The sequence below is a fragment of the Nonomuraea sp. NPDC003560 genome (assembly GCF_042878785.1).
Classification (GTDB): domain Bacteria; phylum Actinomycetota; class Actinomycetes; order Streptosporangiales; family Streptosporangiaceae; genus Nonomuraea.
This window is the reverse complement of the sequence record NZ_JBIAOF010000009.1, coordinates 83,627-108,919: the sequence shown is the minus strand read 5'-3', so window position 1 is coordinate 108,919 and position 25,293 is coordinate 83,627. Positions and strand designations below refer to the sequence as shown.

At 74.1% G+C, this 25,293-nt stretch carries 21 protein-coding genes; 4 read left to right on the top strand and 17 right to left on the bottom strand.

The window, feature by feature from the left end; all coding sequences use genetic code 11:
• The first annotated feature begins 47 nt into the window (after nt 1–47).
• Nucleotides 48–1,199, top strand: a complete 1,152-nt coding sequence (locus tag ACFYUV_RS31665; RefSeq protein ID WP_387674657.1) for a glycoside hydrolase family 26 protein — start codon at nt 48–50, stop codon at nt 1,197–1,199.
• Here the strand turns inward: ACFYUV_RS31665 and ACFYUV_RS31660 are convergent.
• From ACFYUV_RS31660 to ACFYUV_RS31625, 8 genes are read right to left on the bottom strand one after another with little or no spacing between them, the layout of a single operon-like run.
• The gene (locus tag ACFYUV_RS31660) at nt 1,145–2,308 is read right to left on the bottom strand and encodes a glycosyltransferase (RefSeq protein WP_387674655.1); all 1,164 of its coding nucleotides are present in this window, start codon (nt 2,306–2,308) and stop codon (nt 1,145–1,147) included. The genes ACFYUV_RS31665 and ACFYUV_RS31660 overlap by 55 nt on opposite strands.
• Nucleotides 2,305–3,423, bottom strand: a complete 1,119-nt coding sequence (locus ACFYUV_RS31655; RefSeq protein WP_387674652.1) for a GNAT family N-acetyltransferase — start codon at nt 3,421–3,423, stop codon at nt 2,305–2,307. Before ACFYUV_RS31655 ends, ACFYUV_RS31660 begins: the two co-directional genes overlap by 4 nt.
• Nucleotides 3,420–4,046: a hypothetical protein gene (locus ACFYUV_RS31650; RefSeq protein ID WP_387674649.1), complete on the bottom strand. Its 627-nt coding sequence runs from the start codon at nt 4,044–4,046 to the stop codon at nt 3,420–3,422. The genes ACFYUV_RS31655 and ACFYUV_RS31650 overlap by 4 nt, the downstream gene beginning before the upstream one ends.
• Nucleotides 4,043–5,143 (bottom strand): glycosyltransferase, encoded by a 1,101-nt coding sequence (locus ACFYUV_RS31645; RefSeq protein ID WP_387674646.1) that lies wholly within the window; start codon nt 5,141–5,143, stop codon nt 4,043–4,045. The genes ACFYUV_RS31650 and ACFYUV_RS31645 overlap by 4 nt, the downstream gene beginning before the upstream one ends.
• A complete protein-coding gene (locus tag ACFYUV_RS31640) occupies nt 5,140–5,853 on the bottom strand; it encodes a polysaccharide deacetylase family protein (protein WP_387674643.1) in 714 nt (237 codons plus the stop codon). Before ACFYUV_RS31640 ends, ACFYUV_RS31645 begins: the two co-directional genes overlap by 4 nt.
• Nucleotides 5,850–7,223 carry a murein biosynthesis integral membrane protein MurJ gene (gene murJ, locus ACFYUV_RS31635; RefSeq protein ID WP_387674640.1) on the bottom strand — a complete coding sequence of 458 codons (1,374 nt, stop codon included), beginning with the start codon at nt 7,221–7,223 and terminating at the stop codon, nt 5,850–5,852. The genes ACFYUV_RS31640 and murJ overlap by 4 nt, the downstream gene beginning before the upstream one ends.
• Nucleotides 7,178–8,482, bottom strand: a complete 1,305-nt coding sequence (locus tag ACFYUV_RS31630; RefSeq protein ID WP_387674637.1) for an O-antigen ligase family protein — start codon at nt 8,480–8,482, stop codon at nt 7,178–7,180. Before ACFYUV_RS31630 ends, murJ begins: the two co-directional genes overlap by 46 nt.
• The gene (locus ACFYUV_RS31625; RefSeq protein WP_387674634.1) at nt 8,464–9,900 is read right to left on the bottom strand and encodes an exopolysaccharide biosynthesis polyprenyl glycosylphosphotransferase; all 1,437 of its coding nucleotides are present in this window, start codon (nt 9,898–9,900) and stop codon (nt 8,464–8,466) included. Before ACFYUV_RS31625 ends, ACFYUV_RS31630 begins: the two co-directional genes overlap by 19 nt.
• Nucleotides 9,901–10,586: 686 nt before the next feature.
• Between ACFYUV_RS31625 and ACFYUV_RS31620 the strand changes: the two genes are divergently transcribed.
• The 3 genes from ACFYUV_RS31620 to ACFYUV_RS31610 all read left to right on the top strand — a co-directional run bounded on the left by ACFYUV_RS31620 (nt 10,587) and on the right by ACFYUV_RS31610 (nt 13,313).
• A complete protein-coding gene (locus ACFYUV_RS31620; protein WP_387674631.1) occupies nt 10,587–11,381 on the top strand; it encodes a hypothetical protein in 795 nt (264 codons plus the stop codon).
• Between the two features lie 188 nt (nt 11,382–11,569).
• Complete coding sequence (locus ACFYUV_RS31615; protein WP_387674628.1) at nt 11,570–12,388, top strand: SDR family NAD(P)-dependent oxidoreductase; 819 nt, start codon at nt 11,570–11,572, stop codon at nt 12,386–12,388.
• A 100-nt stretch (nt 12,389–12,488) separates the two neighbouring features.
• Complete coding sequence (locus ACFYUV_RS31610) at nt 12,489–13,313, top strand: GNAT family N-acetyltransferase (protein WP_387674626.1); 825 nt, start codon at nt 12,489–12,491, stop codon at nt 13,311–13,313.
• Here ACFYUV_RS31610 and ACFYUV_RS31605 read toward each other — a convergent pair.
• From ACFYUV_RS31605 to ACFYUV_RS31565, 9 genes are all read right to left on the bottom strand, one after another.
• Nucleotides 13,259–13,933 carry an ABC transporter ATP-binding protein gene (locus ACFYUV_RS31605; RefSeq protein ID WP_387674623.1) on the bottom strand — a complete coding sequence of 225 codons (675 nt, stop codon included), beginning with the start codon at nt 13,931–13,933 and terminating at the stop codon, nt 13,259–13,261. The genes ACFYUV_RS31610 and ACFYUV_RS31605 overlap by 55 nt on opposite strands.
• A complete protein-coding gene (locus tag ACFYUV_RS31600; protein WP_387674620.1) occupies nt 13,933–15,732 on the bottom strand; it encodes a dipeptide/oligopeptide/nickel ABC transporter permease/ATP-binding protein in 1,800 nt (599 codons plus the stop codon). The genes ACFYUV_RS31605 and ACFYUV_RS31600 overlap by 1 nt, the downstream gene beginning before the upstream one ends.
• Nucleotides 15,732–16,661: an ABC transporter permease gene (locus ACFYUV_RS31595; RefSeq protein WP_387674617.1), complete on the bottom strand. Its 930-nt coding sequence runs from the start codon at nt 16,659–16,661 to the stop codon at nt 15,732–15,734. Before ACFYUV_RS31595 ends, ACFYUV_RS31600 begins: the two co-directional genes overlap by 1 nt.
• Nucleotides 16,662–18,239 (bottom strand): ABC transporter substrate-binding protein, encoded by a 1,578-nt coding sequence (locus ACFYUV_RS31590; protein ID WP_387674614.1) that lies wholly within the window; start codon nt 18,237–18,239, stop codon nt 16,662–16,664.
• A 96-nt stretch (nt 18,240–18,335) separates the two neighbouring features.
• Nucleotides 18,336–19,919 carry a helix-turn-helix domain-containing protein gene (locus ACFYUV_RS31585; RefSeq protein WP_358287157.1) on the bottom strand — a complete coding sequence of 528 codons (1,584 nt, stop codon included), beginning with the start codon at nt 19,917–19,919 and terminating at the stop codon, nt 18,336–18,338.
• Nucleotides 19,920–19,948: 29 nt separating this feature from the next.
• Nucleotides 19,949–20,803, bottom strand: a complete 855-nt coding sequence (locus tag ACFYUV_RS31580) for a serine hydrolase (protein WP_387674610.1) — start codon at nt 20,801–20,803, stop codon at nt 19,949–19,951.
• Nucleotides 20,796–22,115, bottom strand: a complete 1,320-nt coding sequence (locus tag ACFYUV_RS31575; protein ID WP_387674608.1) for a serine hydrolase domain-containing protein — start codon at nt 22,113–22,115, stop codon at nt 20,796–20,798. The genes ACFYUV_RS31580 and ACFYUV_RS31575 overlap by 8 nt, the downstream gene beginning before the upstream one ends.
• Before the next feature lie 9 nt (nt 22,116–22,124).
• The gene (locus ACFYUV_RS31570) at nt 22,125–23,438 is read right to left on the bottom strand and encodes a serine hydrolase domain-containing protein (protein WP_387674605.1); all 1,314 of its coding nucleotides are present in this window, start codon (nt 23,436–23,438) and stop codon (nt 22,125–22,127) included.
• On the bottom strand, nt 23,402–25,249 hold the full coding sequence (locus ACFYUV_RS31565) for a S9 family peptidase (RefSeq protein WP_387674602.1): 1,848 nt from the start codon (nt 25,247–25,249) through the stop codon (nt 23,402–23,404). Before ACFYUV_RS31565 ends, ACFYUV_RS31570 begins: the two co-directional genes overlap by 37 nt.
• Nucleotides 25,250–25,293 lie beyond the last annotated feature (44 nt).

Here is a 25,293-nt window from a genome sequence, read left to right as displayed (position 1 = left end):
TCTCCGGGTACGTGAGCTGATACACCCTGTAAGGGAGGGGGCGGGCGATGACCGTGAGGTTGGCATGGGTCTGCGCGCTGCTGGCCGTGATCGCCGCGGTGGTCCCACCGGCGCTGAGCGCGAAGCGCGCCAAGGAGCCGTCCGCCGCCGCCCGGGCCGACCTGTCGTCCGTGCCGTTCGGGGTGTTCCTCGCCTCCGACTGGCGCGGGCCGCACCTGCTGGGCGCGTTCGAGTCGTGGCTGGGGGCGGAGGTCCGGGTGGGGCGGACGTACGTGCCGGGTGAGGCGTGGAACGCGCTCGGCGGGCCGGACTTCGTCCTGCAGCCGTGGATGCGGTGGCGGGCGGCCAAGCCGGGGCGCATGCTCGTGCTCAACGTGCCGATGGTCATGCCGAACGAGGGCGGCCTGCCGGACGAGGCGGTGTCGGTGCTGCTGAACGCCGGCGCGGACGGCGCGTTCGACCCGTACTTCGACCGGCTGGCCCGGACGCTGGTGGCCGGGCGCGCGCCGGACACGGTGATCGTCCCGGGCTGGGAGATGAACGGCCTGACCTACTCCAGCCGCTGCTCGGCCGACCCGCCGGCGTGGCAGGCGTACTGGCGGCGGATCGTCGCGGTGATGCGGGCGGTGCCGGGACAGCGGTTCCGCTTCGACTTCAGCCCCAACCGAGGCCCGGACGCCATCGGCTGGACCGAGTGCTACCCCGGCGACGACGTGGTGGACATCATCGGCATGGACAGCTACGACCAGGGCCCCGGCCACCGGTTCGCCGACTACGTCGACCAGCCGTACGGGCTGGAGGCGCAGGCCGACTTCGCCGCCGCGCACCGCAAGCCGATCTCCTTCCCCGAGTGGGGGCTGTTCCGGTACGGGGACCGGCCGGAGTTCGTGCGCGACATGCTCGACTGGATCGCCCGGCACGACGTGGCCTACCACTCGATCGTGGACTACTGCCCGCACGGCGTCTGGCAGTGCCCGGCCAACCCGCGGTCGTCGCGGGTCTTCCGGCAGCTCATGCGCGACCCCGCCTTCCGGCGCGGTCCGTCGGCTCCGCCGACCACTCCGCCCGCCACGTCACCCGCCCCGACGTCCCCGCCCGCGCCCGCCCCCTCCCCTGAGCCGAGCGGGAGCGGGTCGCCGGCGCCTCAGCCCCGCCCGGCCGTCACCGACGCGCCCGCGGCGGCACCGGCCGCGGCCTGACCCGGCCGGGCCAGGCGCAGCGTGTGCGCCGCCAGCCGGTCGAGGGTGACGCCGAGGTCGAACTCGGCCGCCCGCGACGGCGCAGCCCGTTCCTCCGCGCGCCGCACGGCCGGATCGGTCAGCCGGGCCACGATCGCCGCGGCCAGCGCCCGCGGGTCCTGCGGCTCGACGAGCGCTCCGGTGGCCGGGGTGACCACCTCCGTGAGGCCGGGGACGGCGGCCGCCACCACGGACCGCCCGCTGGCCATGGCCTCCAGCACGGTCAGCGGCAGCCCTTCCCAGCGGGAGGGCAGCACGACCAGGTCGGCGGCGGCGTACCAGGGCCGCGGATCGGCGCTGGCCCCCGGCATGAGGACGCCGGACGGCGCGTCGCGGCGCAGGCGGGCGAAGTCGTCCCCGTCGCCGACGAGTGCCAGGCAGGCGTCCGGCACCCGGGCCGCGACCCGCCGCCAGGACTCCACCAGCAGGTCCTGGCCCTTCTGGCGGGTGATCCGGCCGACGCAGACGACCAGCGGCCCGTGCGGGGACAGGCCGAGGTCCCGGCGGGCGGCGACGCGCTCGTCCGGCGTGACGGGACGGAACCGGGCCAGGTCCACGCCGTTGCGGACGACGGCCAGCGGGCCGCCCACGCCCGCGTCCCCGGCCTGCCGGTGCTCCCCCTGGCCGACGCAGAGCACGAGATGCGTCCACCGGGTGGCGGCCCGTTCCCAGGAGGCGGCCGCGGCGGCGAGCGTGCCCCGGCCGGCCAGCCAGGACCAGCCGTGCGGCTGGAACAGCGTCGGCACGCGGCCACGCAACACCATCCGGCCGACCAGCCCGGCCTTGGAGGAGTGCAGATGCACCACGTCAGGACGGAACCGGCGCACGATGCGACCGAGGACGACGGCGGCGGCCAGATCGGCCGGATGCGGCGCCCGTACGGCGGGCCAGGGCAGATGCGGCAGCCCGAGGGCGGCCAGCCGCTCGCCGAGCGGTCCGCGCGGCGGCGCGGCGACGGCGACCGTCCAGCCCCGCCGGCGCTGGTCGGCGCAGGCGCTCTCGACGCAGGCCGCGACGCCGCCCTCGGTGGGCTGGGTGACGTGCAGCACGCGCGGGGTGAAGGTCGTCATCGCGGCCTGCGCAGGACCCGGTCGAGCGCCGCGCAGCGGCCCCGGAGCGCCCGGCCGCGCACCCGGGCGCGGGCGGCGAGGGCGTAGAGCGTCGCGGCCGGCGTCCTGGCCAGCAGGAGCCGGTTGCTGACCGCCGGCCGGCCGCCCCACTTGGTCTTGTGGGACTCGGCCCCGCGCAGCAGCGACATCGTCGGCCGGCCCAGCCGGTGCGCGAGCCCGAGGTCGGTGCGCAGCAGCATGGTCACGACGTCCACCTGGCCGCGCAGGTCGGGATGGGTGCCGTAGAGGTAGCCGCCGACGAAGTCCTTGCCCACGACCAGCAGGTCCACCGCGACGACCCGGCCGTCCAGGTGGTATTCGGTCAGCTTGGCCTGCCGGTCGGCCAGCAGCCGCCGGGCGGCCCGGGCCAGGTGGGCGTGGAAGCGCGGCCTGGTGTGCTCGACGTTGATGCCGCGGCCCTGCCACTGGAGGGCGTGCAGGTCGAGCAGGCGCGCGACGGCGTGCTCGGCCTCGTCGGCCGGCACGTCCCGGACCTCGATCGGGGCGTCGTCCACGCGTCTGAGCTCGCGGCGCAGCTTGGTGCCGTTCCTGCCGGGCAGCCCGGCGAGCAGCTCGTGGAGGGGGACGCCGGGCAGTTCGACGCAGGTCGAGGCGGGCAGCCGCCAGGAGCGGCCCGGCCAGGCCGCCGCGAGCCGTTCGGCGTCGGCCCCCGGGCGCACCTCCGGCAGGTCGAGCACGTCCCATCCGGGCAGCTCGGCCAGGGCCCGGCCGAGCGCCGCCGGCAGGTCGGGGTCGCCGTCCTCGATCAGCACGTCCGTGTAGTCGGACTGGTCGCCGCCGAGCGGCCGCAGGACGCGCAGCCCCGCGCGGCGGACGGTCATGACGGGGGCCGCGGCGACCAGCCGTCCCCGCCGGCGCAGCAGGACCACGTTCAGGCCCGGGTCCTCGCCGTAGGTCTCCCACCAGGACGACAGCCAGGCGTGCGACTGGAACGGCGTCGCCGCCGGGGAGCGGTCGTGCAGGCCGGCCCACTCCCCCGCCAGGGCGTGCAGGCGTTCCGCGCCGGTCACGACCTCGGTGGCCAGGTCCGGGGCCTGGCGGATCGCGGTGGTCATGCCGACGCCGTCTCGGCCGGCCGGCGCGCGGGCGGGACCTGCCGGTCGTCCCGCCGGTCGTCCTGCCGTGGCCCGGCGGGGGCGGCCAGCCAGATCAGGGCGGCCAGCAGCAGACCGCCGGCCGTGCTGACGGCGGTGGCGAGCAGGGGCCGCGGCGAACTGGGCGTGGCGGGCGGCACGGCGGGCGCGAAGCTGGACAGCCGGACGCCGGTGTCGGCGCTGTGCCGGTTGGCGTAGGCGGTGAGCGCGGCGGTGGCGCTGTTGGCCCGCCGGGCGGCCTCGTCAGGGGTGCCGGCGAGGGCGGCCAGCCGGATCAGCGGCGCGTCCGGCGAGGCCGACGCCTGCAGCGTGGTCCGCAGCAGCTCGCCGTCGGCCAGGTAGGCGTCGCCGGTCCCGGCGAGCAGGCCGGGGTGGACGGTCACCCTGGCGTAGGCCTGCGCGAATTCGGCTTCCTGGGTGGGCACGCCCTGCCGTACCGAGCTGACGACCGCGTAGGCGTCGGCGGTGTAGACGGGCTCCTGGGTCAGCGAGTACGCCAGCCCCGCCCCCATGCCGATCAGCGGGAGCGCGAGCAGGGACCAGGTGCGGAGCGCGCCGGCGGCGCGCTGGACCGGGTGAGTCATGACAGCCTTTCCTGGTGGCGCCTGGTGAGCAGGCGGTCGTAGAGGTCGTGCAGGCGCCGGGCTTGCCGGCGCACGTCGTAGCGGTCGAGGGCCGGGGGCGGCGGCAGGCGGGTGCGCGGTCCGTCGCGGAGCGCGGCCAGCTCGGCGGCCAGCCGGTGGGGCGGCACCCGGCGGGCGCCGGGCACCGTCCCGGGGGGCAGGTCGTCGATCGCCGGGCAGGCGCCGTACAGGACGGGCAGCCCGGCGGCGAGCGCCTCGACGACGGCCAGGCCGAACGTCTCCTCCTGCGAGGGGGCGGCCAGCACGTCCATGGCCGACAGCAGGGCGGGCACGTGCACGCTCTCCCCGGCGAAGACGACGCGCCGCCCGACGCCGAGCCGCTCGGCCAGCGAGCGCAGCCGGGGTTGTTCCGGCCCGGCGCCGACGAGCAGCAGCACCGCGCCGTCCAGCCGCGGCAGCGCCTCCACCAGCAGGTGGAAGTTCTTGCCCGCCACCAGGCGGCCGACCCCGCCGACGACGAACGTCTCCGGCGGGATGCCCAGGCTCAGCCGGGCGTGGCCGGCGGCCCGCGGATCGTAGCGGAAGGCGGCCAGGTCCACGCCGTTGGGGATGGTGACGACGCGCGAGGGCGGCAGGCCCCAGCCGTGCAGCCGGTCGGCCACGGTGGGCGAGACGGCGACGACGGCGTGCGTCAGCCGGGCGCTCGCCCGGTACAGCGCGCGGACGGGCGCCGTGACCGGCCGTCCCTCGATGTGCCGGGCCCCCGCCGAGTGCTCGGTGCTGACGACGACCGGCACGGCGGCCAGCCGGGCGGCCGGCGGCGCGTAGACGCAGGCGCGGTACAGGTGAGCGTGCACGACCTGGTAGCGGCCGGCGCGCATGAGGGCGGTGAGCCGGGGCAGCGCCCGCAGGTCCCGGTTGCCGCCCATGCCGACGGCGCGTACGGGCGTCCCGGCGTCCCGGATGGCGTCGGCCAGGGCGCCGGGCCTGGTCAGGACGGCGACCTCGCTGGCGCAGTCCATGTGCGGCAGGAGCGTGCGCAGCTGCTGCTCGGCCCCGCCGGCGGCCAGCCCGGTGATGACGTGCAGGACCTTCATCGGGGCCGCCCCCAGCGCAGCCGGTGGCAGGCGGTCTTGGCGAGCAGCCGGGCGGCGGTGTCGCGGTCGCCGACGTAGCGGCGGGGCAGGGCGTGCGTCCCGGCGAGCCGCCCGGGGCGGACGGCGCAGGCGTGCTCGTAGCCGGCCTGCCGGACGGCGGCGACCTCGCGGGCGGTCAGCTCGCCGTAGGGGTAGGCGAAGCCGGTGACGGGGGCGCCGAGCACGTCCTGGAGCAGGAGCTTGCTCGTGGTGAGCTCGTCGGCCAGCTCGCCGGGGCCGGCGGCCGGCAGGTGGGGATGGCTGCGGGTGTGGGAGCCGACCTCCATGCCGGCGGCGGCCACCCGGCGCAGCGTGCCGGCGTCCATCAGGGGGCGGGGGCTGACGCCGCGGTCCCAGGCGTTGTGGCCGCCGATCCGGCCGGCGACGACGTACACGGTCGCGGTGAAGCCGTATCCGGCCAGCACCGGGACGACGTCGGTGGCGAAGTCGGCGTAGCCGTCGTCGAAGGTGAGCCCGACGAGCCTGCGCCGGTCGCCGGGATGGTTCAGCAGTTCGCGCACCGACACGCCGCGCAGCCCGCGCCGGGCGAGCCAGCGTATGTGCGTGGCGAAGCGCTCGGGGGTGACGACGATGTCGAAGGGGTCCTCGCCGCGCTCGGCGACGGAGTGGTACATCCAGATGAGCGGCAGCGCGCCGGTGCGCGTGCTCATACGCGCTCTCCTTCCCTGACGGTCGTGACGGCCCTCCGCAGCGGCGACAGGCCGAGGCGTTGGAGACCGGCCAGCATGAGGGCGGCGGTCACGGTGATCCCGGCGGCGTTGGCCAGCGCGATGCCGCCCTGCGCCATGCCGGGGACGAGCGCCGCGGCCAGCGCCGCGGTGAGGGCCAGCCCGGCGGCCATCGACAGGGCCGGGTACCACAACCCGCGCCACCCTCCGGCGCAGAAGTAGGCCCGGCAGACCACGCCCACGACGGTGTGGCCCAGCAGGCCGATCGCGTAGAGCCGCAGGACGTGCTCGGTGGCGGTGGCGGCGGCGTCGTCGAAGGCGCCGCGGTGCAGCAGCACGCCCACGATCGCGGGCGCGAAGGCGACCAGCAGCGCGGCGGCGGTGACCGTGACGGCCGCCGCCGTCGCCAGGTCGCGGGCCAGCAGCCGCCAGGCCCCGCGGGTGTCGCCCGCGGCGATGCTGCGGGCCAGGTGCGGGTAGGTGACGGTGGCCAGCATCAGCGAGACCACCATCGGCACCTGGGCGATCTTCTGGGCGTAGTTGAGATGGGAGATCGCGCCCGCGGGCAGGTCGGCGGCGAGCACGCGCTCGACCAGCACCTGGCCCTGCCGCAGCAGCGTGAAGGCGATGATGGGCAGCAGCGCGGCGACCGGCAGCACCAGGCGCCGGGGCAGCCGCCGGGGCAGGCCCACCCGCCGCAGGTAGGCCGGCGCCTGCATGGCCACCATGAGGACCGCGCCGGCGGCGACGCCCCACGCGGCGGCCCGCACGCCGAGCGCGTCGTGCCAGATCGCCAGGCAGCCGACGAGCGCCAGGTTGTAGGCCAGGCCGGTGGCCGCGGGCGGGCCGAAGACGTGGTGGGCCCGCAGGGCCGCGCTGGCGTACCCCGCCAGCGCGAACGGCAGGATGCAGCCGCAGCAGATCCGCCAGCACTGGACGGCCAGCCCGCCCTGGGGCAGACCGGGGGCCAGCGCCGCCACCAGCCAGGGCGCGCCGGCCGCGGCGCAGACGGCGACGGCGGCGAGCGCGGCGGCCAGGGCGGGCAACGTCCGCTCCACCAGCGCCGCCCGCTGCCGCGCCCCGGACGCCGTGCTGAACAGCGGCACCAGCCACAGGGCCATCGCCCCCTCGATGAGCAGCGGCGCCGCGGTCTCGGGCACGGTCCAGGCGACCAGGAAGGCGTCGGTGTCGGCGTTGGCGCCGAACAGCGCGGCCATCAGCAGGTCGCGGACGTAGCCGAGCGCCGAGCCGGCGCCGACGAGCATCGCGGTGAGGGCCGCGGCGCGCAGGTCGGCCGCGCCCCGGCTCAGCACGCGGGCCGCCGCGACGGGGACGCGGCGGCGCCGGTCCATCCCGTCGCCAGGCCCAGCATGACCGACATGACCAGGCTGGTCGCTCCGCCGATGTCGGCGTAGGCGAAGTCCACCGCCAGCCACGTCACGAAGCCCGCGGCGGCCAGCCCCGCCGGGCCGGAGCGGCCGGGCCGGGTCAGGGCGCGCACGAGGGCCCCGCCCACGAGCAGCGCGAACGCCGCCAGGCCGAGGAGCCCCTGCTCGCTGAGCACCAGCAGGTACATGTTGTGCGGGGACAGCAGCGGCTGGCGGCGGTATCCGCCGGCCGGGTCCTCGACGTCGCTGCCCGAGGACAGGGCCAGGGGCGCGTAGGTGTCCCGCCAGGCGGCGAACCCCTTGGGGCCGACGCCGGTCACCGGGTGGTCCCGCCACATGCCGGCCGCCGCCTGCCAGAGCTGGTACCGGTCGGCCACCGACCGGTCGGGCTGGTCCACCGAGGAGGTGATGGAGGCGACGCGCTCGGCGATGACCCCGCCGCCGGGCCCGACCAGGAGCGTCAGGAGCACGGCGGCGGCCACGGCGGCCACGGCGGCCCGCGCGGCCAGCCGCGCGCCGCGCAGCACGAGCATCACCGCGACGGCGCAGGCCACCGCGAGCCAGGTGCCGCGGCTGAGCGACATGACCAGTGGCGGGCACAGCGCCGCCGCCGTGACCAGGGCGGCGGCGCGCCGGGCCGGTCCGCCGGTGAGCGCGACCGCCAGGGCGATGATCAGCCCGAAGCTGACCACGCTGGCCAGCGCCATGACCTCGCCGGCGCCGAACGTGCCGACCGCGCGGATCGGCAGGCCCGCGTAGGAGGCGCCGCTGCCCGTGAGCGCCTGCCAGCAGCCGAGCCCGGCCTGGACGATCGCCACGGCCGCGACGGCTCCGCCCACCAGCAGCAGGTCGGACCGCTGCCGCACCGCCACCGTCACCGCGACGGGGACCAGGACGAACACCTGGAGGAACCGGGCCAGGCCGGGCAACGCCAGCAGGAAGTCGGGCGCCGCGAGGGCGGCCGCCGTCGCCGCGAGCGCCGCGGGCGCGGCGAGCAGGGCCCACCGGCCCGGACGCGCGCCGCCGCGCGCCAGGCTCACCGCGACGGACACCAGCAACCCCAGTGACATCAGGTCGGCGACCCGCGGCTGGACGACGTCGGCGGCCTGCGGTCCGGCGGGCACGCACACGGCGATCACGGTCAGCGCGGCCCACACGCTGGGACGGGCCGGCAGGCGGCACAGGGACGGCAGGAACGCCCTGATCACGATCGTCCCGGCCACAGCAGGCAACCGACCGTGCGGATCAAGATCTTGATGTCGCGGCGCAGGGACCAGGTGTCGATGTAGTGGTTGTCCAGCCGCGCCCGGTCCTCGATCGAGGTGTCGCCGCGCAGGCCGTGGGTCTGGGCCCAGCCGGTGAGGCCGACGGGCAACCGGTGGCGGCGCCCGTAGTGGTGGTCGCCGCGGGAGAACAGCTCCACGAAGTGCGGCCGCTCGGGCCGGGGGCCGACCAGGCTCATGTCGCCGCGCAGCACGTTCCACAGCTGCGGCAGCTCGTCCACGGAGCAGGAGCGCAGCAGCCGGGCCGCGCGGGTCAGGCGGGGGTCGTCGTCGATGCTCCAGCGGGTGTCGGACTCGCCGGCACGCAGCGGGGCGAACGTGCGGAGCTTGATGATCTCGATGGGCGTCCCGGCCATCCCCACCCGGACCTGGCGGAACAGCACGCCGGGCCCTCCTTGCCCGCGCAGCAGCAGCATGCAGGCGGCCAGCACCGGAGCGCTGACGACCAGCCCGGCCGTCGCCAGCACGACGTCCAGGGCGCGCTTGAGCGGCCAGGACGCGCGCCGCTGCGGCAACGGCCGCATGCGCAGCATCGGGAACCCCCGGACGTGCTCGCCGTCGGGGACGAAGTCGACCAGGACGCCGCCGGGTTGCGGCGCCAGGTACACCGGGTACCCCGCCTGCCGGGCCTGTTGCGCGAGCCGGTGGGTCTGCTCCTCGCCGCCCGGCGGCGGGGCCAGGACCACCACGCGGGCGCGGTGCCGGCGGGCCATGGTGAGCAGGGTCTCCGGATCGTCCACGATCGGCTCGTACGGGGCCTGGCCCAGCACGTCGCAGGCGCCGCCGACGGGCAGCAGGCCGTACTCGGTGTGCCGCACCAGGGTCAGCGCGAGGTTCCTGGCGTGCGCGCCGGACCCGACGACCAGCGTGGGCACGCGTGCGCCGCGGCGGCGGGCCTGGCGCAGCACCGCGCAGACCAGCCCCCGCCCCACCAGCGTCAGCCCGAGGTAGACGGCGACGATCCGGGCCGACTCGCCCGTCCAGACGGCCAGCGTCGTCTGATGGTCGAGGGCGGCGACGGTCAGCGCGCCGGTGATGGCGGTGGCGCATCCGCCGCGCCACATCCATCCGTCCATCACGGACGGCGACAGCCGGATCCGGTACGTGCCGCCCGCCAGGTTCAGCAGGACGAGCAGCCCCGCCGCCAGTCCGGCGAGCAGCGCGCCGTACCCGGCGTCGAGCACGGGCGCGGCCAGCGCGGCGGCGTCGACGCTCGCGTCGGCGAAGGAGCAGATGGTCCAGCATGTCACCGGACGCCGCCGGCCGGGGGCGTGGCGGGAGGCGCCTCGCTGCGACAGCAGCATGCCCTTGGACGGGGGGTGCGGGAAGGGTTCCTCTTCCCGAAGGGGTGTGACCATATCTGCTCCACTGCGGAAAACAACGGCGATCAATTCAGAGCGTGATATCCACGAACAGGGGGTGGATATGACTGTCTTACTTATCGCGAAAATTCGCTCATCTTTGGCCTCCATTCCGATAATCGCCCCGATTCGCGGGCAGCGACCAACTTACTTGGAGCGTTCACGGGTACGGCCGTGTGGACGGGATGGCGTCCCACAAAGATTGCGAATTTTCGGGTGTCGCGAAGCTCTGCTATTTGTCCCGGTTCGCCGTTCAGGTAGCGATGAAGATCTTTGCCGGGCCATGGCGGCGGTATGACGCCGCAGGACGTCGTGGTAGATCAGCGGGGGGCGGCGCTCGCCGACCGGCACCCGCGGCTGAGCTGCGAACTGCGGACATAGTCCGAATTGGCAATATTGCCGCGCCCAGGGAATCGGGCGATAGAGACATTCCGTCCGTCGATTTCAGGACGTTTCTCGCAGCCGGTACGACCGACGTCCCGGGAACGGCTCGCGGACGCCCTGCGAGTCCTCCTGCCGACGGCAGGGCCGCGAGCCGCCGGAGTGGATCGGGGGCGGAAGACGGGAGCGCCCGGCCCTCCGCGCCCCGGCGCGGGCAGCGACAGGGACCAGGTAGGTCGGAATGACCATGCGTTGAGCTCGCCTTTAAGGCAACTGAAAGATCGTTTCCTAGCGTGGCCCGCATGAGATTCAGCCCGTTCCTGGCGGCCGTCGCCGCCGCCATGCTCCTCGCGCCCTCCCCTGCCACGGCCACGGCCAAGGCCGCGGCCCCCGCCGCCGAGGAGTCCGACCGCGAGATCGTCCTGGCTCAACTCGACTACACGACCGGGCTGTCGGTGACCTTCACCGACAGCGTCCCGTCCGACGAGGTCGGGATGGTCCAGACCGGCCCGATCGGCCGCGCCCCCCTCATCGTCCTTGACGACGAGGACACCCTCCTGGAGACCTACCTGGAGGTCACCCCGCCCGATGTCGCGGTCCCCCGGCGTCTCGTCGAGGACCACGGCGCCGACCTGCCCGCCGAACTGCAGCGACGCAGGATCACCAGCGAGCCGGTCACGGCGGGTGGCCTGACCGCCCCGGCGAGCGCCGTCCGCTCCGGCACGGCGTCCTGCACCTGGTCGATCTTCGGCTGGACGGGCTGGCACGACGACGGCATGCCCGGCCTGCCGGCCAAGTCGTACAGCACGTTCGACTTCGGCGGCTTCAAGCAGAAGATCGCCGAGAGCTACGTCGCCAACTGCACCCCGCCGAGCTCGACGAGCAACCTCTGGGCCCGGCACCGGGTCTACTACAGGAACGCCCTCGGCAACTTCGTGAAGCACTTCGAGGGCATCGTGCCGCCGGCGCACCACCAGGCCGTGGTGAAGAAGGGCGCGATCAAGCGCCACCGCGCCGTCTCCTACGACGACAACTGGAACGCCGACCCGGCCTGCTTCGACTGCATCTACGCCCGTGAGGGCCGTTTCCGCAGCTAGCACCAAGCCCGGCGGCCGCTTCCCGCGCAGCGCGCGGGAAGCGGCCTTCCGCACGTCAGGCCCGGTGCAGCAGCTCGTGCACGGGCCGCGTCATCATGGACGGTCGCGGGACGGCAGCCGGTCGCGGTTCATCCGGCGGCTCGCGCTAATGTTCCGCGAACGGAACGCTTTCTGCGAAGAGGAGCCACATGACGTCCCAGGAAGACACGGCCGCTGCCGGCCGGGCCGTGCACGCGGGGTCCGCCGGTCCGGAGGGGCCCCTGGCCGGGCAGGTGGCGATCGTCACGGGCGGCTCGGCGGGGCTCGGCCGGGCCATCGCGCAGGGTCTGGCCTCCGCCGGCTGCACGGTGGTGCCGGCCGGCCGGCGGTTGGCGGCGTGCCGGGAGGCGGCGGCCGAGATCACCGCCGCGACCGGCGTCGCCGCCTCGGGCATGGCCTGCGACGTCACCGACGAGGACGCGGTCCGGGCTCTCGTGCGGGACGTCGTCGCCGCGCACGGCCGCCTGGACGTGCTGGTGACCAGCGCCGGGATCCAGGCTCGCGGCGAGCTGGAATCCCTCGACGCCGCCACGCTGCGCCGCTGCCTCGACGTCAACGTCGTCGGCACCTTCCTCGCCTGCCAGGCCGCCGTGCCGGTGATGCGCGAGGCCGGGTACGGCCGCATCGTCACCCTGGCCAGCGCTCTCGGGCTCGTCGGCGCCGCGGGCCGGGCGGGCTACGCGGCCAGCAAGGGCGCGGTCGTCCAGCTCACCCGCAGCCTCGCCGTCGAGCTGGCGGGCACCGGCGTCTGCGTCAACGCCCTGGCCCCCGGACCCTTCCGCACCCCGCTGAACGAGGGCGTCGAGGACGACCCGCACGTGCGGGAGTTCCTCGACCACCAGGTCCCCATGAGGCGCTGGGCCGACCCGGGCGAACTCGTCGGCGCGGCGGTCCTGCTGGCCGGTCCGGCGGCCTCCTACCTCACCGGCGCCGTGCTGCCGGTCGACGGAGGCTGGACCGCTCACTGAAGGCGTCCGGCCGCTGTCTGATCCCACGAAGCCCCGGGTGCTCTTTGGTGTCCCGCACGATTCGGTCCCGCCGCACAGTGCCGTAGCGTCACCGTGACACTTGAGCATTCGGAGGGCCGGCACGTTGATCGCGATCAGGGAACTCCATGGGATCGCGGAGTTCGAGCAGGTCAGTGAGCTGTTCGACGGGATCTGGCACTTCGACCCGGACAGCCGGCCGATCACGGTCGAGCTGATGCGGGCGATGTCGCACGCGGGCAACTACGTGGCCGGCGCGTACGACGACGCGGGCCGCCTGGTGGGCGCCTCCGTCGGCTTCTTCGGAGCGGGCAACACGTTGCACTCCCACATCACCGGCGCGGCCGGCGGCCACGGCATCGGCTTCGAGCTGAAGCTGCACCAGCGCAGCTGGGCCCTGGAGCGCGGCATCGACCGCATCACCTGGACCTACGATCCGCTGGTGCGCAGGAACGCCCACTTCAACCTGGCCAAGCTGGGCGCCCGTCCCGAGGAGTACCTGCCGAGCTTCTACGGCGTCATGACCGACGCCATCAACCAGGGCAGCGACTCCGACCGCGTGCTGGCCTCCTGGTCGTTGTCGGCGCCGCACGTGACTGCCCTGGTACGCGGCGAGCCCGGCCGGCGGCCCCTCCCGGCGGACGCCGCGATCGTGCTGGCCGACGAGGACGGACGGCCGGTGACGCGCGACAGCGACGCCGCCACCCTGCTCGTGGCGCTGCCGGAGGACATCGAGGCGCTGCGCGTCACGGACCCCGGAGCCGCCAAGGCGTGGCGGCTGGCCGTCCGCGAGGTCCTGGGCGGCCTGCTCGTGGAAGGCGGCGTGGTGACCGCCTTCCACGACAAGGCGTTCTACGTGGTGGAGCGGCCCAGCCTGGGCACGGCCTCCAGCAGCGACCGGGTGTAGTCGTGGGCGGGGGCGCCGACCACTTCCTCGGTCGGCCCCAGCTCCACGATGCGCCCCTGGTGCAGCACCGCGACCACGTCGGAGACGTAGCGCACCACGGCCAGGTTGTGCGAGATGAACAACATCGACAGGCCCAGCTCGTCGCGGAGCCTGCGCACGAGGTTCAGCACCGAGCCCTGGACGGACACGTCCAGGGCGCTGGTGATCTCGTCGGCGACCAGCAGGTCGGGCTCGGCGCCCAGCGCCCTGGCGATGGCCACGCGCTGACGCATGCCGCCTGACAGCTCGCGCGGGTAGCGGGTGGCCACCTCGGGCGGCAGGGAGACCAGCGACAGCAGCCTCTCGACCGAGCCCTTGCCGCAGCCCTCGGCGATGGACGCCCCGACCTTCATCCGGGGGTCGAGCGAGGCGTAGGGGTCCTGGAAGACCATCTGGACGCGGCTGGCGCCGGTGATGGTGCCGGTGTGCGGCACCAGGCCGCTCACCGCCCTGGCCACCGACGACTTGCCCGACCCCGACTCGCCGACCAGCCCGACGATGGACCCGTTCGGCACCTCCAGGGTGATGTCGTCGACGGCGGTGAACGAGCCGAACCGCACCGTCAGGTTCTCGATGATCATCAGACCTCCCAGCAGGCGACCTGGTGCGCCTTGCCGTACGACGTCAAAGGGGGACGCTCGCCGGCGCAGCGGGCCGTGGCGAGCTCGCAGCGGGCGGCGAAGGCGCAGCCGTCGCCCACGTCGGAGGGGGCGGGCTGACGGCCGGGGATGCTGGCCAGCGGCAGCGACCTGTCGGTGTCCATGTCGGGCAGCGAGTCGATGAGCGCCCGCGTGTAGGGGTGCGCGGCGCCGGTGGCCAGCAGTTCGACCGGGAGCTGCTCGACGACGCGGCCGGCGTACATGACGACGACCACGTCGCACAGCTCGCCGACGACGGCGATGTCGTGGGAGATGAACAACGCCGCCGCGCCGGTCTCGTCGGTGACCTCGCGCAGCAGCTTGAGTATCTGCCGCTGCACCGTCACGTCGAGCGCGGTGGTGGGCTCGTCGGCGATGAGCAGCCTGGGGGTGCCCATGAGGCCCATGGCGATGACGGCGCGCTGCCGCATGCCGCCGGACAGCTCGTGCGGGTGCCGTCGCGCCACCCGTTCGGGCGCGGGCAGGTGCACGTGGCCGAGCCGGTCGACGGCGCGCCGGTGGGCCTCGGCCTTGCCGGCGCCCTGGTGCACGATCGCGACCTCGGCCAGCTGGCCGCCGACCTTCAGCGCGGGGTTGAGCGAGGCCATCGGGTCCTGGAAGACCATGGCGAGCGCGGTTCCGAGCTCCTTGGGCGACATCTCGGAGATCTCCTGGCCGTCCAGTGCCAGCCTGCCCGCCGTCACCACGCCCGGGTACGGCACCAGCCCGCCGATCGCGGCGGCGGTGAGGCTCTTGCCGCTGCCCGACTCCCCGACCAGCCCGGCGATCTGCCCGGGCGCGACGGTCAGCGACACCCCGCGCACCGGCGTGACGCCGCCGGGGAAGGTCACCGTCAGGTCCTTGACCTCCAGCACCGCCTCGGGGTCCGGCTCGCCGGGGGCGGGCGGCGCGGCGGGCCTGGCCTCCCGCGTGTGCACGGCGGTGCGGGCGGCGGCCTTGGCCAGCGCGTCCCCCAGCAGGTTGAAGCCGATGCCGGCCAGCGCGACCGCCAGGGCGGGCCCCAGCGCCACCTCGGGCGTGACGTAGATGCGGCCGAACCCGTCGAACAGCAGCCGCCCCCAGTCGAAGTCGGGCGGCTGCACGCCGAGGCCCAGGAACGACATCCCGGCCAGGCCCAGCAGCGCGCCGCCGAGCGCCTGGGTGAGGTTGAGGATGAGCGGCTCGGCGATGTTGGGCAGCACGTGCCTGGTCAGGACGCGCATGCGCGGCACGCCGAGCATCCGGGCGGCCGCGACGTAGTCGGCGCCCGCGACGGTCGCGGCCAGCGTCTGGGTGAGCCGGGCGAAGCTCGGGGCGATGGCCACGCCGATGCCGAGCACCGCGCCCTTGGCCCCGAGCCCGGCGACCACCGCGGTGAACATGGCCAGCAGCAGGCCGGGGAAGGCGACGAGCGCGTTGACGGCGCCGGTGACGAAACGGGCGCCGCGCGGCGGCAGCACCGAGGGCAGCGCGCCGAGCACGGTGCCGACGGCCGCGCCGAAGAGCGTGGCCGCCAGCGCGAGCAGGAGGGAGAACCGGCCCGCGACCAGGACCCTGGCCAGCAGGTCGCGGCCCAGGTTGTCGGTGCCGAGCGGATGGGCGGCCGAGGAGCCCTGCAGGATGGCGCCCGCGTCGATCTTCTCCGCCGCCGCGCCCCAGATCGGCGGCCCGACGACGGCCAGGACCACCATGAGCGTGACCAGCACGGCTCCGGCGACGGCGGCCGGGGTGCGCAAACGCATCAGTTTTCCTTGATCTTGGAGGTGGGGTCGAGCGCGCCCAGGATCAGATCGACGGCGAGGTTCACGACCAGCACGATCGCGCCGTAGACGAGGATGACGGCCTGGGCGACGGGATAGTCCTTCTGCGTGATCGACTCGACGATCTTCAGGCCGAGCCCCGGCCAGGCGAAGACGTACTCCACCAGCACGCTGCCGGCGATCAGCGAGGTGAGCAGCAGCCCGCCCACGGTGAGCGTCGCGGTCAGCGTGTTGGGCAGCACGTGCCGCAGGTGCAGGCGGGCGGCGGGCAGCCGTTTCGACCGGGCCAGCCGCACGTAGTCGGTGCCGAGCTCGCGCAGGGTCTCCACCCGGGAGATGCGGGCGATCATCGCGACCGGGCCGATCGCCAGCGCGGCCACCGGCAGGACGTACGACATCGCCCCCTCCTTGCCGGCCGGCGGGAACAGGCCCAGCCCGATCGACAGGACCGCCACCAGCGCGATGGAGTACAGGAACTCCGGGACGGCGACGGCGGTGCCGGTGACCGAGCTGAAGGTGATCTCGGTGCCCCGGTTCCGGCCGTTCTCCGTGCGGATGGCCGCCCACATGCCCAGCGGCACGGCCAGCAGCAGCGCCACCACGGTGGCCAGCAGCGCCAGGCCCAGCGTGTTGGGCAGCCGGGTGGCGATGACCTGGCCGACCGGTTCGCCCGTCAGGAACGAGGTGCCGAAGTCGCCGGTGAGGATGTGCCCGACGTAGGCGGCGAACTGCTCGGGCAGCGACTTGTCCAGCCCGAGCAGTTGCTCGCGGGCCTTGACCAGCTCGACCGGCGCGGCCGGGCCGAGCGAGGCCCGCACCGGGTCGCCGGGGATGAGGTGGATCATCGCGAACGACGCCACGAGCAGCACCGCCAGCGACACGACGAAGCGCACGAGGCGCCGTACGGTCACTCAGCCTCCCTGGGTGAGGCGGATCGTCGAGGGCAGGTACAGGCCGGCCATCGTCCGGAAGGTGGCGCCCTTGGTGGCGGTCAGCGTGTTCATCTCGACCACGGGCACCAGGTCGGCGTTGTCGAACAGGGCCGACTCCGACGCCAGCCACTTGGCGCAGCCCTCGGGGCCGGTCAGCTTGGCGGCCTCGGCGACCAGCCGCTCGTATTCGGCGTTCTTCAGGTGGGCGAAGTTTGCGCCCTTCGGGGCGGCGGGGCCGGACAGGAAGCCGACCAGCTGCGAGGGCAGCGTGACGCCGATGGGCAGCCAGACGACGTCCCAGTCCTGGGTGGCGTTGAGCGACTCCGACAGTTTGGTGTCGATGACGCCGTTGAGCTTCACGTCCACCCCGATCTTCTTCCACACCGCCGCCATGTACTCGGCGGCGGCCACGATGCCGGGGCCCTTGGTGGTGGCGTACAACAGGCGCAGGGAGAGCTTCTTGCCGTCCTTCTCCCTGACGCCGTCGGCCCCGGTCTTCCAGCCGGCCGCGTCCAGCGCCGCGGTGGCGGCCGCCGTGTCGAAGGCCGGGACGTGGCCGGTGACGGTGTCGCCCTGGCACGGGCGGGGCGGCGGCACGAGTGCGGTGGCCGGCTTGCCGGTGCCGCCCGTGGCGATGCCGCCCAGCTCCTTCATGTCGAGCGCCTGGGTCAGCGCCTTGCGCACGGCGGGATCGTGGCCGGGCCTGTCCTCGCCCTGGTGGTAGAAGAACTGGCCGTTGCCCTGCGGCTCGATCATCTTGCCGAGCGCGGGGTTGGCCTCCAGGCGGGTCCGGTCGGGGCCGAAGAAGGTGGCCGAGTTGAGCGAGCCGGCGAGGAGCAGGTTGGCCGCGGTCTGCTCGTTCGGCACCACCTTGAGCACGAGCGTCTCGGGGAGGTCCTTGGCGGTGCCGCCCTCGGGGCCCCAGGCGTACTCCCGGCGCACCTTGAAGGTGTAGTGGTCGCCGGGGACGGCCTCGGTGAGCTGGTACGGGCCGGTCCCGGAGGTGGCCCGCGCGATGAGCGAACGGTCCTTGACGGCCTTGCCGCAGACGATGAACAGCAGCCGTGAGCTCTCCAGGATGAAGCTGAACGGCTCGGGCGTCGACAGCGTCACGGTGCCGGCGGACTCGTCGGCCTCGGCCTTCATGCCGGCCGGTACGAGCACCCCGTAGATGGGCGACTTGACGGCGGGGTCGGCGATGTGGTTGATGTTCTCGGCGACGTCGGCCGGGGTGAGCTTGGAGCCGTCGGAGCAGGTGACGTTCTTGCGCAGGGTGAAGGTCACCCTGTCGGGCTTGACGTCCCACTTCTCGGCCAGGGCGGGCACGGTCTTGCCGTCCGCCGAGACGGACACCAGGGTGTCGTAGGCCACCGACAGGACCTCGTTGGTGACCGAGAGCACGCCCGTGGCGGGGTCGAGCACCCCGGGGTCCGCGCTGATGGCGGCGGTGAACGTGCCGCCCGTGACAGGCTTGCCCGTACTGCCCGCCGTACCTCCGCCGCTGCCGCACGCGGCCGCTAGCAGGGCCAACGCGGTGAGCACCGCTGTCTTCTTCATGGCGACTCCAGGAGAGCGTGGGGTGGTGACCCACCTTCGTCCCTCGCGGCCCGACCTTCTTCGTCGCCCTTCACAAAAAGCGCGGACGACCTCGTGCTAGCGTCCGAAGATCCGCATCTGCAGCATCACGGTGAGTCGCGCGTCGGGGTCGGACAGGTCGAGCCCGCTGATCTCGGTGAGCCGTTTGAGCCGGTAGCGGAAGGTGTTGGCGTGCACGTGGACCTGCGCGCAGGCGGCGTTGACGTCGCCGAACGCGTCGAGATACGCCCGCAGGGTGGCCACGAGCTCGCTGCCGTGCTCGGCGTCGTGCGCCAGCAGCCGCTCGTACGGGCCGGTGGGCACCTGCTCCTCGGCGGCGACCACGTCGGAGACCTGGAGCAGCAGCGACTCGAAGTGCACGGCCGTGTAACCGGCGACCTGGCCGGCCAGGCCGCGGGCGCGCAGCACGCGCAGCGCCCGGTCGGCGTCGGCGCGGGCCCGCGCGACCTGGGAGAGGTTGGCGGCCAGCCGGCCGACCCCGATGTTGGCCGCGTGCCGCGGCCCGACCCTGGCCAGGAAGGACTCGGCGACGCGCACGGCCCGCGTCTCCTCGTCGCCGCCCGAGCTCAGCGGCAGGACGGCGTAGGCGACCGAGCCGATCATCGCGGCGGCCGCCTTGGGATGGATGGCGCCGACGTGCAGCGCCAGGGCGTCGCAGAAACGTTGCCGGTCGCTCTCACCGCGCGCCGGGTCGGCCGCGTCGCCGTCGGCGAGCTGGGCGGCGAGCACGCACAGGCGCTCGGTGGCGATGCCGAGCCGGCCCGCGGCGTCGGCCGCGTCGGAACCGCCGGCCAGGACCGTGGACAGCAGGTCGGCGCGCAGCCGCCGCTGGGTGTCGGCGCCGGCGCGCTCGCGCAGCAGCTGCAGCGCGACGATCTTGGCCGCGTCGGCCAGGGCGCGTTCGCGCTGCGGGGTGAGCGGCTCGCGCACGGCGACCCAGATGGAGCCGAGGATCTCGTCGCCGATCCGGACGGCCACGGCCGCCCGGTTGATGCTGTCGCCGTCGAGCTCGATGTAGATCGGGTCGCGGCTCTGGTAGAGCTTCTTGAAGAAGCCGCGCTCGTCGAGCATGCGCTGGAAACGCTCGGGCACCTGACGGCCGAGCACGGTCTCGACCCGGCCGGGGTCGGCTTCGTCCTGCCTGCCGGAGAAGGCCAGGACGCGGGTCGACCGGTCCTCGATGGTGACGGGCGCGTCGAGCAACGCGCAGACGGCGTTGGCCAGCGCGAACAGATCGCCCTGCGGCCCCTTCTCCGGCATGGCCAGGTCGCCCTCGGCCAGCAGCGAGCGCAGCAGCGCGGCGACCTGCGACCAGGACGCGGCCCTGGTCAGCCCGAGCACGGCGACGCCGGTCTCCAGGACCTTGCTGCGCACCTGCTCGTCGACGTCGACCGGCAGCTTGACGACGATGCCGCTGGCCTCGCGGGCGGCGTCGAGCAGGCCGCAGATGGCGGTGGCGCCCTGCACGCCGACGGCCAGCAGCAGCCCGCCCGGCGGCACGTACAGCTCGTCGAGCGGGTCGTAGATGTGCACCCCGGTGACCTCGGTGTCGAGGTCACCGGGCGAGGCGGCCACGTCGAGGACCGTGCTGCCGAGATCGAACAGGATCCGCTCAAGGCTGGCACGCGGACGGCTGTTCATCCGCTCACGATAGTCGACGTAGACCGTCATCAGCCGCGCAGGTGCTCGACGGCGAGACGGGCGGCCTGGCCGATGGCGGCGTCCGCGGCCGGGATGCGGAAGGCCAGGTTGTCGCCGTGCAGGAACACCGCGACGGCGTACCGGCCGCCGTCGGGGTACTCCACGACGCCCGCCTCGTTGCGCACGCCCCACAGGGTGCCGGTCTTGGCCGACACCCGCACCTCGTCCGGGAAGCCCGAGGAGAGGCGGTGCGGCCAGATCTGCCTGCTCATGATGTCGCGCACCTCCGCGCACGCCTCGGCGGTGCCCGCCTCGTCGCGCCAGACGGAACCGAGCAGGGTGGTGATCTCGCGAGGCGTGCCCGCGGTGGTCCGTTCCGGATCGCGCACGGCCAGCGCCCTGATGCGCTCCTCGGGGATGCCGGCCACGTCGATGGTGCCCAGCTCCTCCACCACGGACTCGAACAGCGTCGCGCAGCCGCCGATCAGACGGGTGCGCCTGAGCCCGAGGCCCTCCAGCGTGGCGTTGACGCGGTCGAGGCCCACCCGGCGCAGCAGCACGTCGGTGGCCGCGTTGTCGCTCATCGACATCATGAAGTGGGCCAGGTCGCGCAGCGTCAGCGACACGTCGTCGGCGCAGCCCGAGGTGCCGATGCCGCCGTCCTTGTCCGCCGCGGTGACGGTGAGCCGTTCGGTGCGGTCCACCTCGCCCGCCGCGGCCTGCCTGGCGTACTCCAACAGGATCGGCAGCTTGAACACCGAGGCCAGGACGACCGGGGCGTCCGGGTCGAGGCCGATCTCGGCCCCGCCGTCCACGTCGCGGGCGTGCACGAAGCCGCGCACGCCCGCCGCCGCGAAGACCTGCCGCGCGTCCCGCTCAAACACGCCGGACCGCCCGGCCGTTGTGCAGGTGCGTGGCGACCCCGTCCCGCAGGACGAACGTGACGGTGTCGTGCCTGCCCTCCTCGGGCTGCTCGGCGATGAAGGTGTCCTCGGCGAGGTGGACGTACCTGGCGGTGGTGGCCTGCTGGCCCATGCTGGCCATGAGAGCGCCGGGGATCAGGGTGACCTCGACGCCGTCGTCCGCCGGCGAGACCTCGTAGGCCAGCTGCGGCCCCTCGTACCGGCCGACGTACGGCGCGGGGTCCACGGCGCGCGGCTGCTCCGGCGGGGCGGGCAGGTCGGGGGCCGCCAGCCCGCCCTCCCTGAGCAGCGGCAGCAGCAGGTCGTTCATGACGCCGATGAAGTTGCCGCCGTTGATGCTCATCGCGATCGCGTACGAGCCGTCGTCGGCCACCCGCCAGAACGTGCTCTGGCCCGGGGTGCCGCCGTCGTGGCCGTAGGTGCCCCAGGTGAACAGCTCGAAGCCGAGCCCCCAGTTGGCGGCCATCAGGCCGGGCACGCCCGGCACCGCGACCTGCGGGGTGCGCATCGCGGCGACGCTCTCCGCCGACAGCACCCGGGTGCCGTCCTCGGCCAGGCCGTCCGCGGCGAACATGCGGCCGAAGCGGACCAGCTCGCGCGGGGCCAGGCACATGGTGGCCCCGGCGGGCGCGTTGGAGCGGGGCATCTGCCACTGGGGGTAGACGTCGTTGCCCGGCCCGACGTGCCCGGCCGCCGCGCGGAACAGCACGGCCTCCTCGGCCAGCAGCGCCGCGTGGGTGGCGCCGAGCGGCTTCAGCAGGTGCTCCCGCATGGCCTGTTCCCAGGTCGTGCCGCGCAGCCTGGCCACGATGGCGCCGAGCACGCAGTAGCCGGCGTTGCAGTACGAGAACAGCTCGCCCGGCTCGTGCACCTTGCCCGCGCCGTGCAGGTAGGCCACGAACTTCTCTAGGCTGTCGTCGCCGCGCCCGGTGTCCTCGAACAGGTCGCCGTCGAAGCCGCCGGTGTGCGTCAGGAGCTGCCTGACGGTGATGACGGCGTCGTAGGACAGGGCGAACTCGGGCAGGTAGTGCCCGACCTCCTCGTCCAGGTCGAGCAGGCCCTCCTCGGCGAGCTGCATGATCAGCGCGGCCGTCCACACCTTGGTGGTCGAGCCGACCTGGAAGACGCTGTCGGTGGTGGTCTCGACCCCGGTGTTGCGGTTGACCACGCCCGTGGCCGCCTCATGCAACTGGCCGCCGGTCCACACGGCGATGGCCGCGCCCGGCACGTCGTGCGCCGCGGCCGCTTCGTCGAGGCGTTTCTGCAGGTCCATGCGGTCTCCTCAGGCGATCTTGGGGGTGGCGCGGACGCCGAGGTGGAAGTAGGGCGAGCCGTCGTCGAGCTGGTAGAACACGCCCGAGACCCAGTCGGGGTCGCCCTCGCGGCGGCCGACGAAGGTGACGTCGTCGACGGCGACGAGGTCGAGGTCGAACGGCTCCTGCAGGGCGGCGAGCGCGCCCGTCGCCTCGACGCGCAACCTGAGCGCGCCGTCGTGCACGCTGGCGGTCATGCGCGCGCCGACCCGCTCGTAGACGCCGGCGTACCGCTCGACGTCCACCTGCACGGGGGTCTCCGGCGGGCCGAGCACCGGCGGCACGGCCAGGCCGTCGAGCTCGGCGAACAGCTCGGTGGCCACGGCGTGGGTGAGGGCGCCGCTGTGGCCGCCGTTGGTGGTCACGCACACGACGGTGCCGGTGTCGGGCACGACCCAGAGCATGGCGTGCTGGCCGATGGTGTTGCCGCCGTGGGAGATGACGCGGTGGCCGGACCACTCGTCGAGGATCCAGCCGATGCCCCACTGCCTGCCCAGGGTGTGCGGGTTGGGGATGTCGACCTGCGGCTCCCACATCGCCCGCGGGTCGTCCAGCAGGCCGCCCTCCAGGTGGGCGCGGCCGAAGGCGACCACGTCACGCGGACGGGCGCAGATGAGGCCGGCCGGGCCGCACGAGCGCATGAGGCCCCACACCGGGGCCGCCTTGCCGTCCTCGACGTGGCCGTGCGCGGCGCGGAAGCGCAGCACGTCCTCCGGCAGCGTCCAGGTGTGGGTCAGGCCGAGCGGCTCGCAGATGTTCTCGCGCAGCACCTCGTCCCAGGTCTTGCCCTCCAGCACCTCCAGGATGCGCCCGGCGATGACGAAGCCGGAGTTGCAGTAGGACTGGGTGGCGCCGAGCGGGTGGTTCTGCGCCAGGTCGGCGCAGGCCTCGACGTACTTCTCGATGCAGTCGTCGCCGCGGCCGGTGTCGAGGAACAGGTCGCCGTCGATGCCGCTGGTGTGCGACAGCAGGTGCCGGACCGTGACGGTCTTGGTCACCTCGGCGTCGGCGACCCGGAAGCCGGGCAGCAGCTCGGCGACCGGGGTGTCCAGGGTCAGCCGGCCGCGCTCGACCTGCTGCATGAGCAGGGTCGCGGTCCAGACCTTGGAGACCGAGCCGATCTGGAACAGGGAGTCGGGGGTCGCCTCCACGCCGGTGTCGACGTTGAGCACGCCCGCGGCGAACTCGTGCAGCTCCCCGTTGTGCAGGTAGGCGAGCGCCGCGCCCGGGACCTCGTACTTCTCGATCAGTTCGGCGAGACGCTGACCCATTGATCCAGCCACGCGAGGATCCTTTCGTTGTAGTCGAAGCGGTGTGAAGGCCGTCCGTTGAGGATGAACAGGTGTGAACCACCGGGATACCGGACCAGGCGGACCGGCACCCGGCGCTCGCGCAGCGCCTCGAACCACTGCTCGGCCTGGCCGATCGGGCAGCGGTCGTCCGACCCGCCGTGCAGGATCAGCGTCGGGGTGACGACGTCGCCGGCGTAGGTGATCGGCGACTGCTCGACGAACTCGTCCCTGACCTCGTGCTTGGCCAGGAAGTGGCCGAGGTCGGCGGTGCCGGCCATGCTGCGCAGGTCGACCACGACCCCGCCGGGGACGGCGGCGGCGAAGCGCCCGGTCCTGCCGGTGAGCCAGCAGGTCATGTAGCCGCCGTAGCTGTAGCCGGTGACCGCCAGCCGGGCGGGGTCGGCGACGCCCTCCTCGACCAGGACGTCGAGCGGGGTGAGGAAGTCGTCCTCGTCCGAGATGCCCCAGGCGCCGAGCCCGGCGTTGTAGAACGCCTCGCCGTACCCGTCGCTGGCCCGCGGGTTCACCAGCAGCACGGTCCAGCCCTGGGCGGCGAGCGCCTGGTGGTAGAGGTGCACGCCGTCGAAGACGGGCGCCCAGGCGTTGTGCGGGCCGCCGTGGATGTCCAGCAGCAGCGGGCCCGGCTCGGTCAGCGTCTCGTCGCGCAGCACGAACGCCTCGACCGGCGTGCCGTCGGGGGCGGTGAAGGTGCGGCTGCGCGCCTGGAACAGCTCGACGCCCTCGGGGGCGTGGTCGGTGAGGGCCGCGCCGTCGAGGTAGACGTCACCGGAGCTGCGCGGCGTGGAGGCGACGTAGGCCACCCGTCCGGCGGCGACGCTGACGCCGGCCACGTTCCGGTCTTCGTCCACGATGCGCTCGGCGAGGCCGCCGGGCGTCAACCGGTACAGGTGGGTGAATCCGCGGTCGCGGACGCAGAACAGCAGGTCGTCGCCGTTCATCGTGGGCGTCGCCCCCGGGTAGCCGGGCGCGCCGATCATCACGTTGCGGTCGAGGCCGATCTCGATCTCGGCGAAGTCATCCCCTTCCAGGGCGAACAGGCGGGTATGGCCCTCGGGCACTCCGCGGTAACCGGCCACGATCCAGCGGCCGCCCAGCCACCAGACGCCCGCGCAGATCACGCCGTCGCCGCCCGCGCGTTCGAGCGCGCCGTCCTGCTTGGGCTCGACCAGGTAGAGGCCGCCGCAGATGTCCAGGTCGCGGTCGGGGTCCAGGCCGGCGGTGAAGGCCAGCAGGTCGCCGTCCGGGGCCCAGGCGGGCGCGCCGGCGTGGAAGTCGCCCGAGGTCACCTGGGCCGAGGCGCCGTCCTCGACGTCGACGACGAACAGGTGCGTGGTCAGGCCGCACAGCAGCCCGGCCCCGTCGGCCTTGTACTCCAGCGTGTCGATGACGATCGGCGCGTTCGGGTCCACCTCGCCGGACGGCCCGGCGTAGGCGATGCGGGTGCCGTCGGGCGACCAGACGGGCACGCCGGCGCCCAGCGGCGCCGAGGTGAGGACGCGCGGCTCGCCGCCGTCCATGGGCAGCAGATGGATCTGCGGCGGCCCGCCGGCCGGGCGCAGGAAGGCGAGGGTGCGGCCGTCGGGCGACCAGCGGGGGGCCGCGCCGGTCGCCAGCCTGCGCGGGGCGGCGCCCGGGGTGGCCAGCCAGATCTCGGTCACGTTGGCGTCGGACTCGCGGTCCGCGGTCGTCAGGGTGTAGGCGACGGCGGAGCCGTCCGGACGCAGCTGTGGATCACCGGGTACGGCCAGGCCGTACAGGTCGTCGAGGGAGAGGCGGCGCATGACCGAACGCTAGGCCAGGCTGCCGCCGTCCTCTTCATCGTGGA

Excerpts from the sequence above, each read along its gene's own strand:
- ACFYUV_RS31615 (WP_387674628.1), top strand. The coding sequence starts at position 11,570 with ATGACGTCCCAGGAAGACACGGCCGCTGCCGGCCGGGCCGTGCACGCG.
- ACFYUV_RS31605 (WP_387674623.1), bottom strand. The coding sequence starts at position 13,933 with ATGATCATCGAGAACCTGACGGTGCGGTTCGGCTCGTTCACCGCCGTC.
- ACFYUV_RS31660 (WP_387674655.1), bottom strand. The coding sequence starts at position 2,308 with ATGACGACCTTCACCCCGCGCGTGCTGCACGTCACCCAGCCCACCGAG.
- ACFYUV_RS31650 (WP_387674649.1), bottom strand. The coding sequence starts at position 4,046 with ATGACTCACCCGGTCCAGCGCGCCGCCGGCGCGCTCCGCACCTGGTCC.
- ACFYUV_RS31575 (WP_387674608.1), bottom strand. The coding sequence starts at position 22,115 with ATGGACCTGCAGAAACGCCTCGACGAAGCGGCCGCGGCGCACGACGTG.
- ACFYUV_RS31600 (WP_387674620.1), bottom strand. The coding sequence starts at position 15,732 with ATGCGTTTGCGCACCCCGGCCGCCGTCGCCGGAGCCGTGCTGGTCACG.
- ACFYUV_RS31665 (WP_387674657.1), top strand. The coding sequence starts at position 48 with ATGACCGTGAGGTTGGCATGGGTCTGCGCGCTGCTGGCCGTGATCGCC.
- ACFYUV_RS31655 (WP_387674652.1), bottom strand. The coding sequence starts at position 3,423 with ATGACCACCGCGATCCGCCAGGCCCCGGACCTGGCCACCGAGGTCGTG.
- ACFYUV_RS31620 (WP_387674631.1), top strand. The coding sequence starts at position 10,587 with ATGAGATTCAGCCCGTTCCTGGCGGCCGTCGCCGCCGCCATGCTCCTC.
- ACFYUV_RS31640 (WP_387674643.1), bottom strand. The coding sequence starts at position 5,853 with ATGAGCACGCGCACCGGCGCGCTGCCGCTCATCTGGATGTACCACTCC.
- ACFYUV_RS31625 (WP_387674634.1), bottom strand. The coding sequence starts at position 9,900 with ATGGTCACACCCCTTCGGGAAGAGGAACCCTTCCCGCACCCCCCGTCC.
- murJ (WP_387674640.1), bottom strand. The coding sequence starts at position 7,223 with ATGGACCGGCGCCGCCGCGTCCCCGTCGCGGCGGCCCGCGTGCTGAGC.
- ACFYUV_RS31565 (WP_387674602.1), bottom strand. The coding sequence starts at position 25,249 with ATGCGCCGCCTCTCCCTCGACGACCTGTACGGCCTGGCCGTACCCGGT.
- ACFYUV_RS31585 (WP_358287157.1), bottom strand. The coding sequence starts at position 19,919 with ATGAACAGCCGTCCGCGTGCCAGCCTTGAGCGGATCCTGTTCGATCTC.
- ACFYUV_RS31590 (WP_387674614.1), bottom strand. The coding sequence starts at position 18,239 with ATGAAGAAGACAGCGGTGCTCACCGCGTTGGCCCTGCTAGCGGCCGCG.
- ACFYUV_RS31645 (WP_387674646.1), bottom strand. The coding sequence starts at position 5,143 with ATGAAGGTCCTGCACGTCATCACCGGGCTGGCCGCCGGCGGGGCCGAG.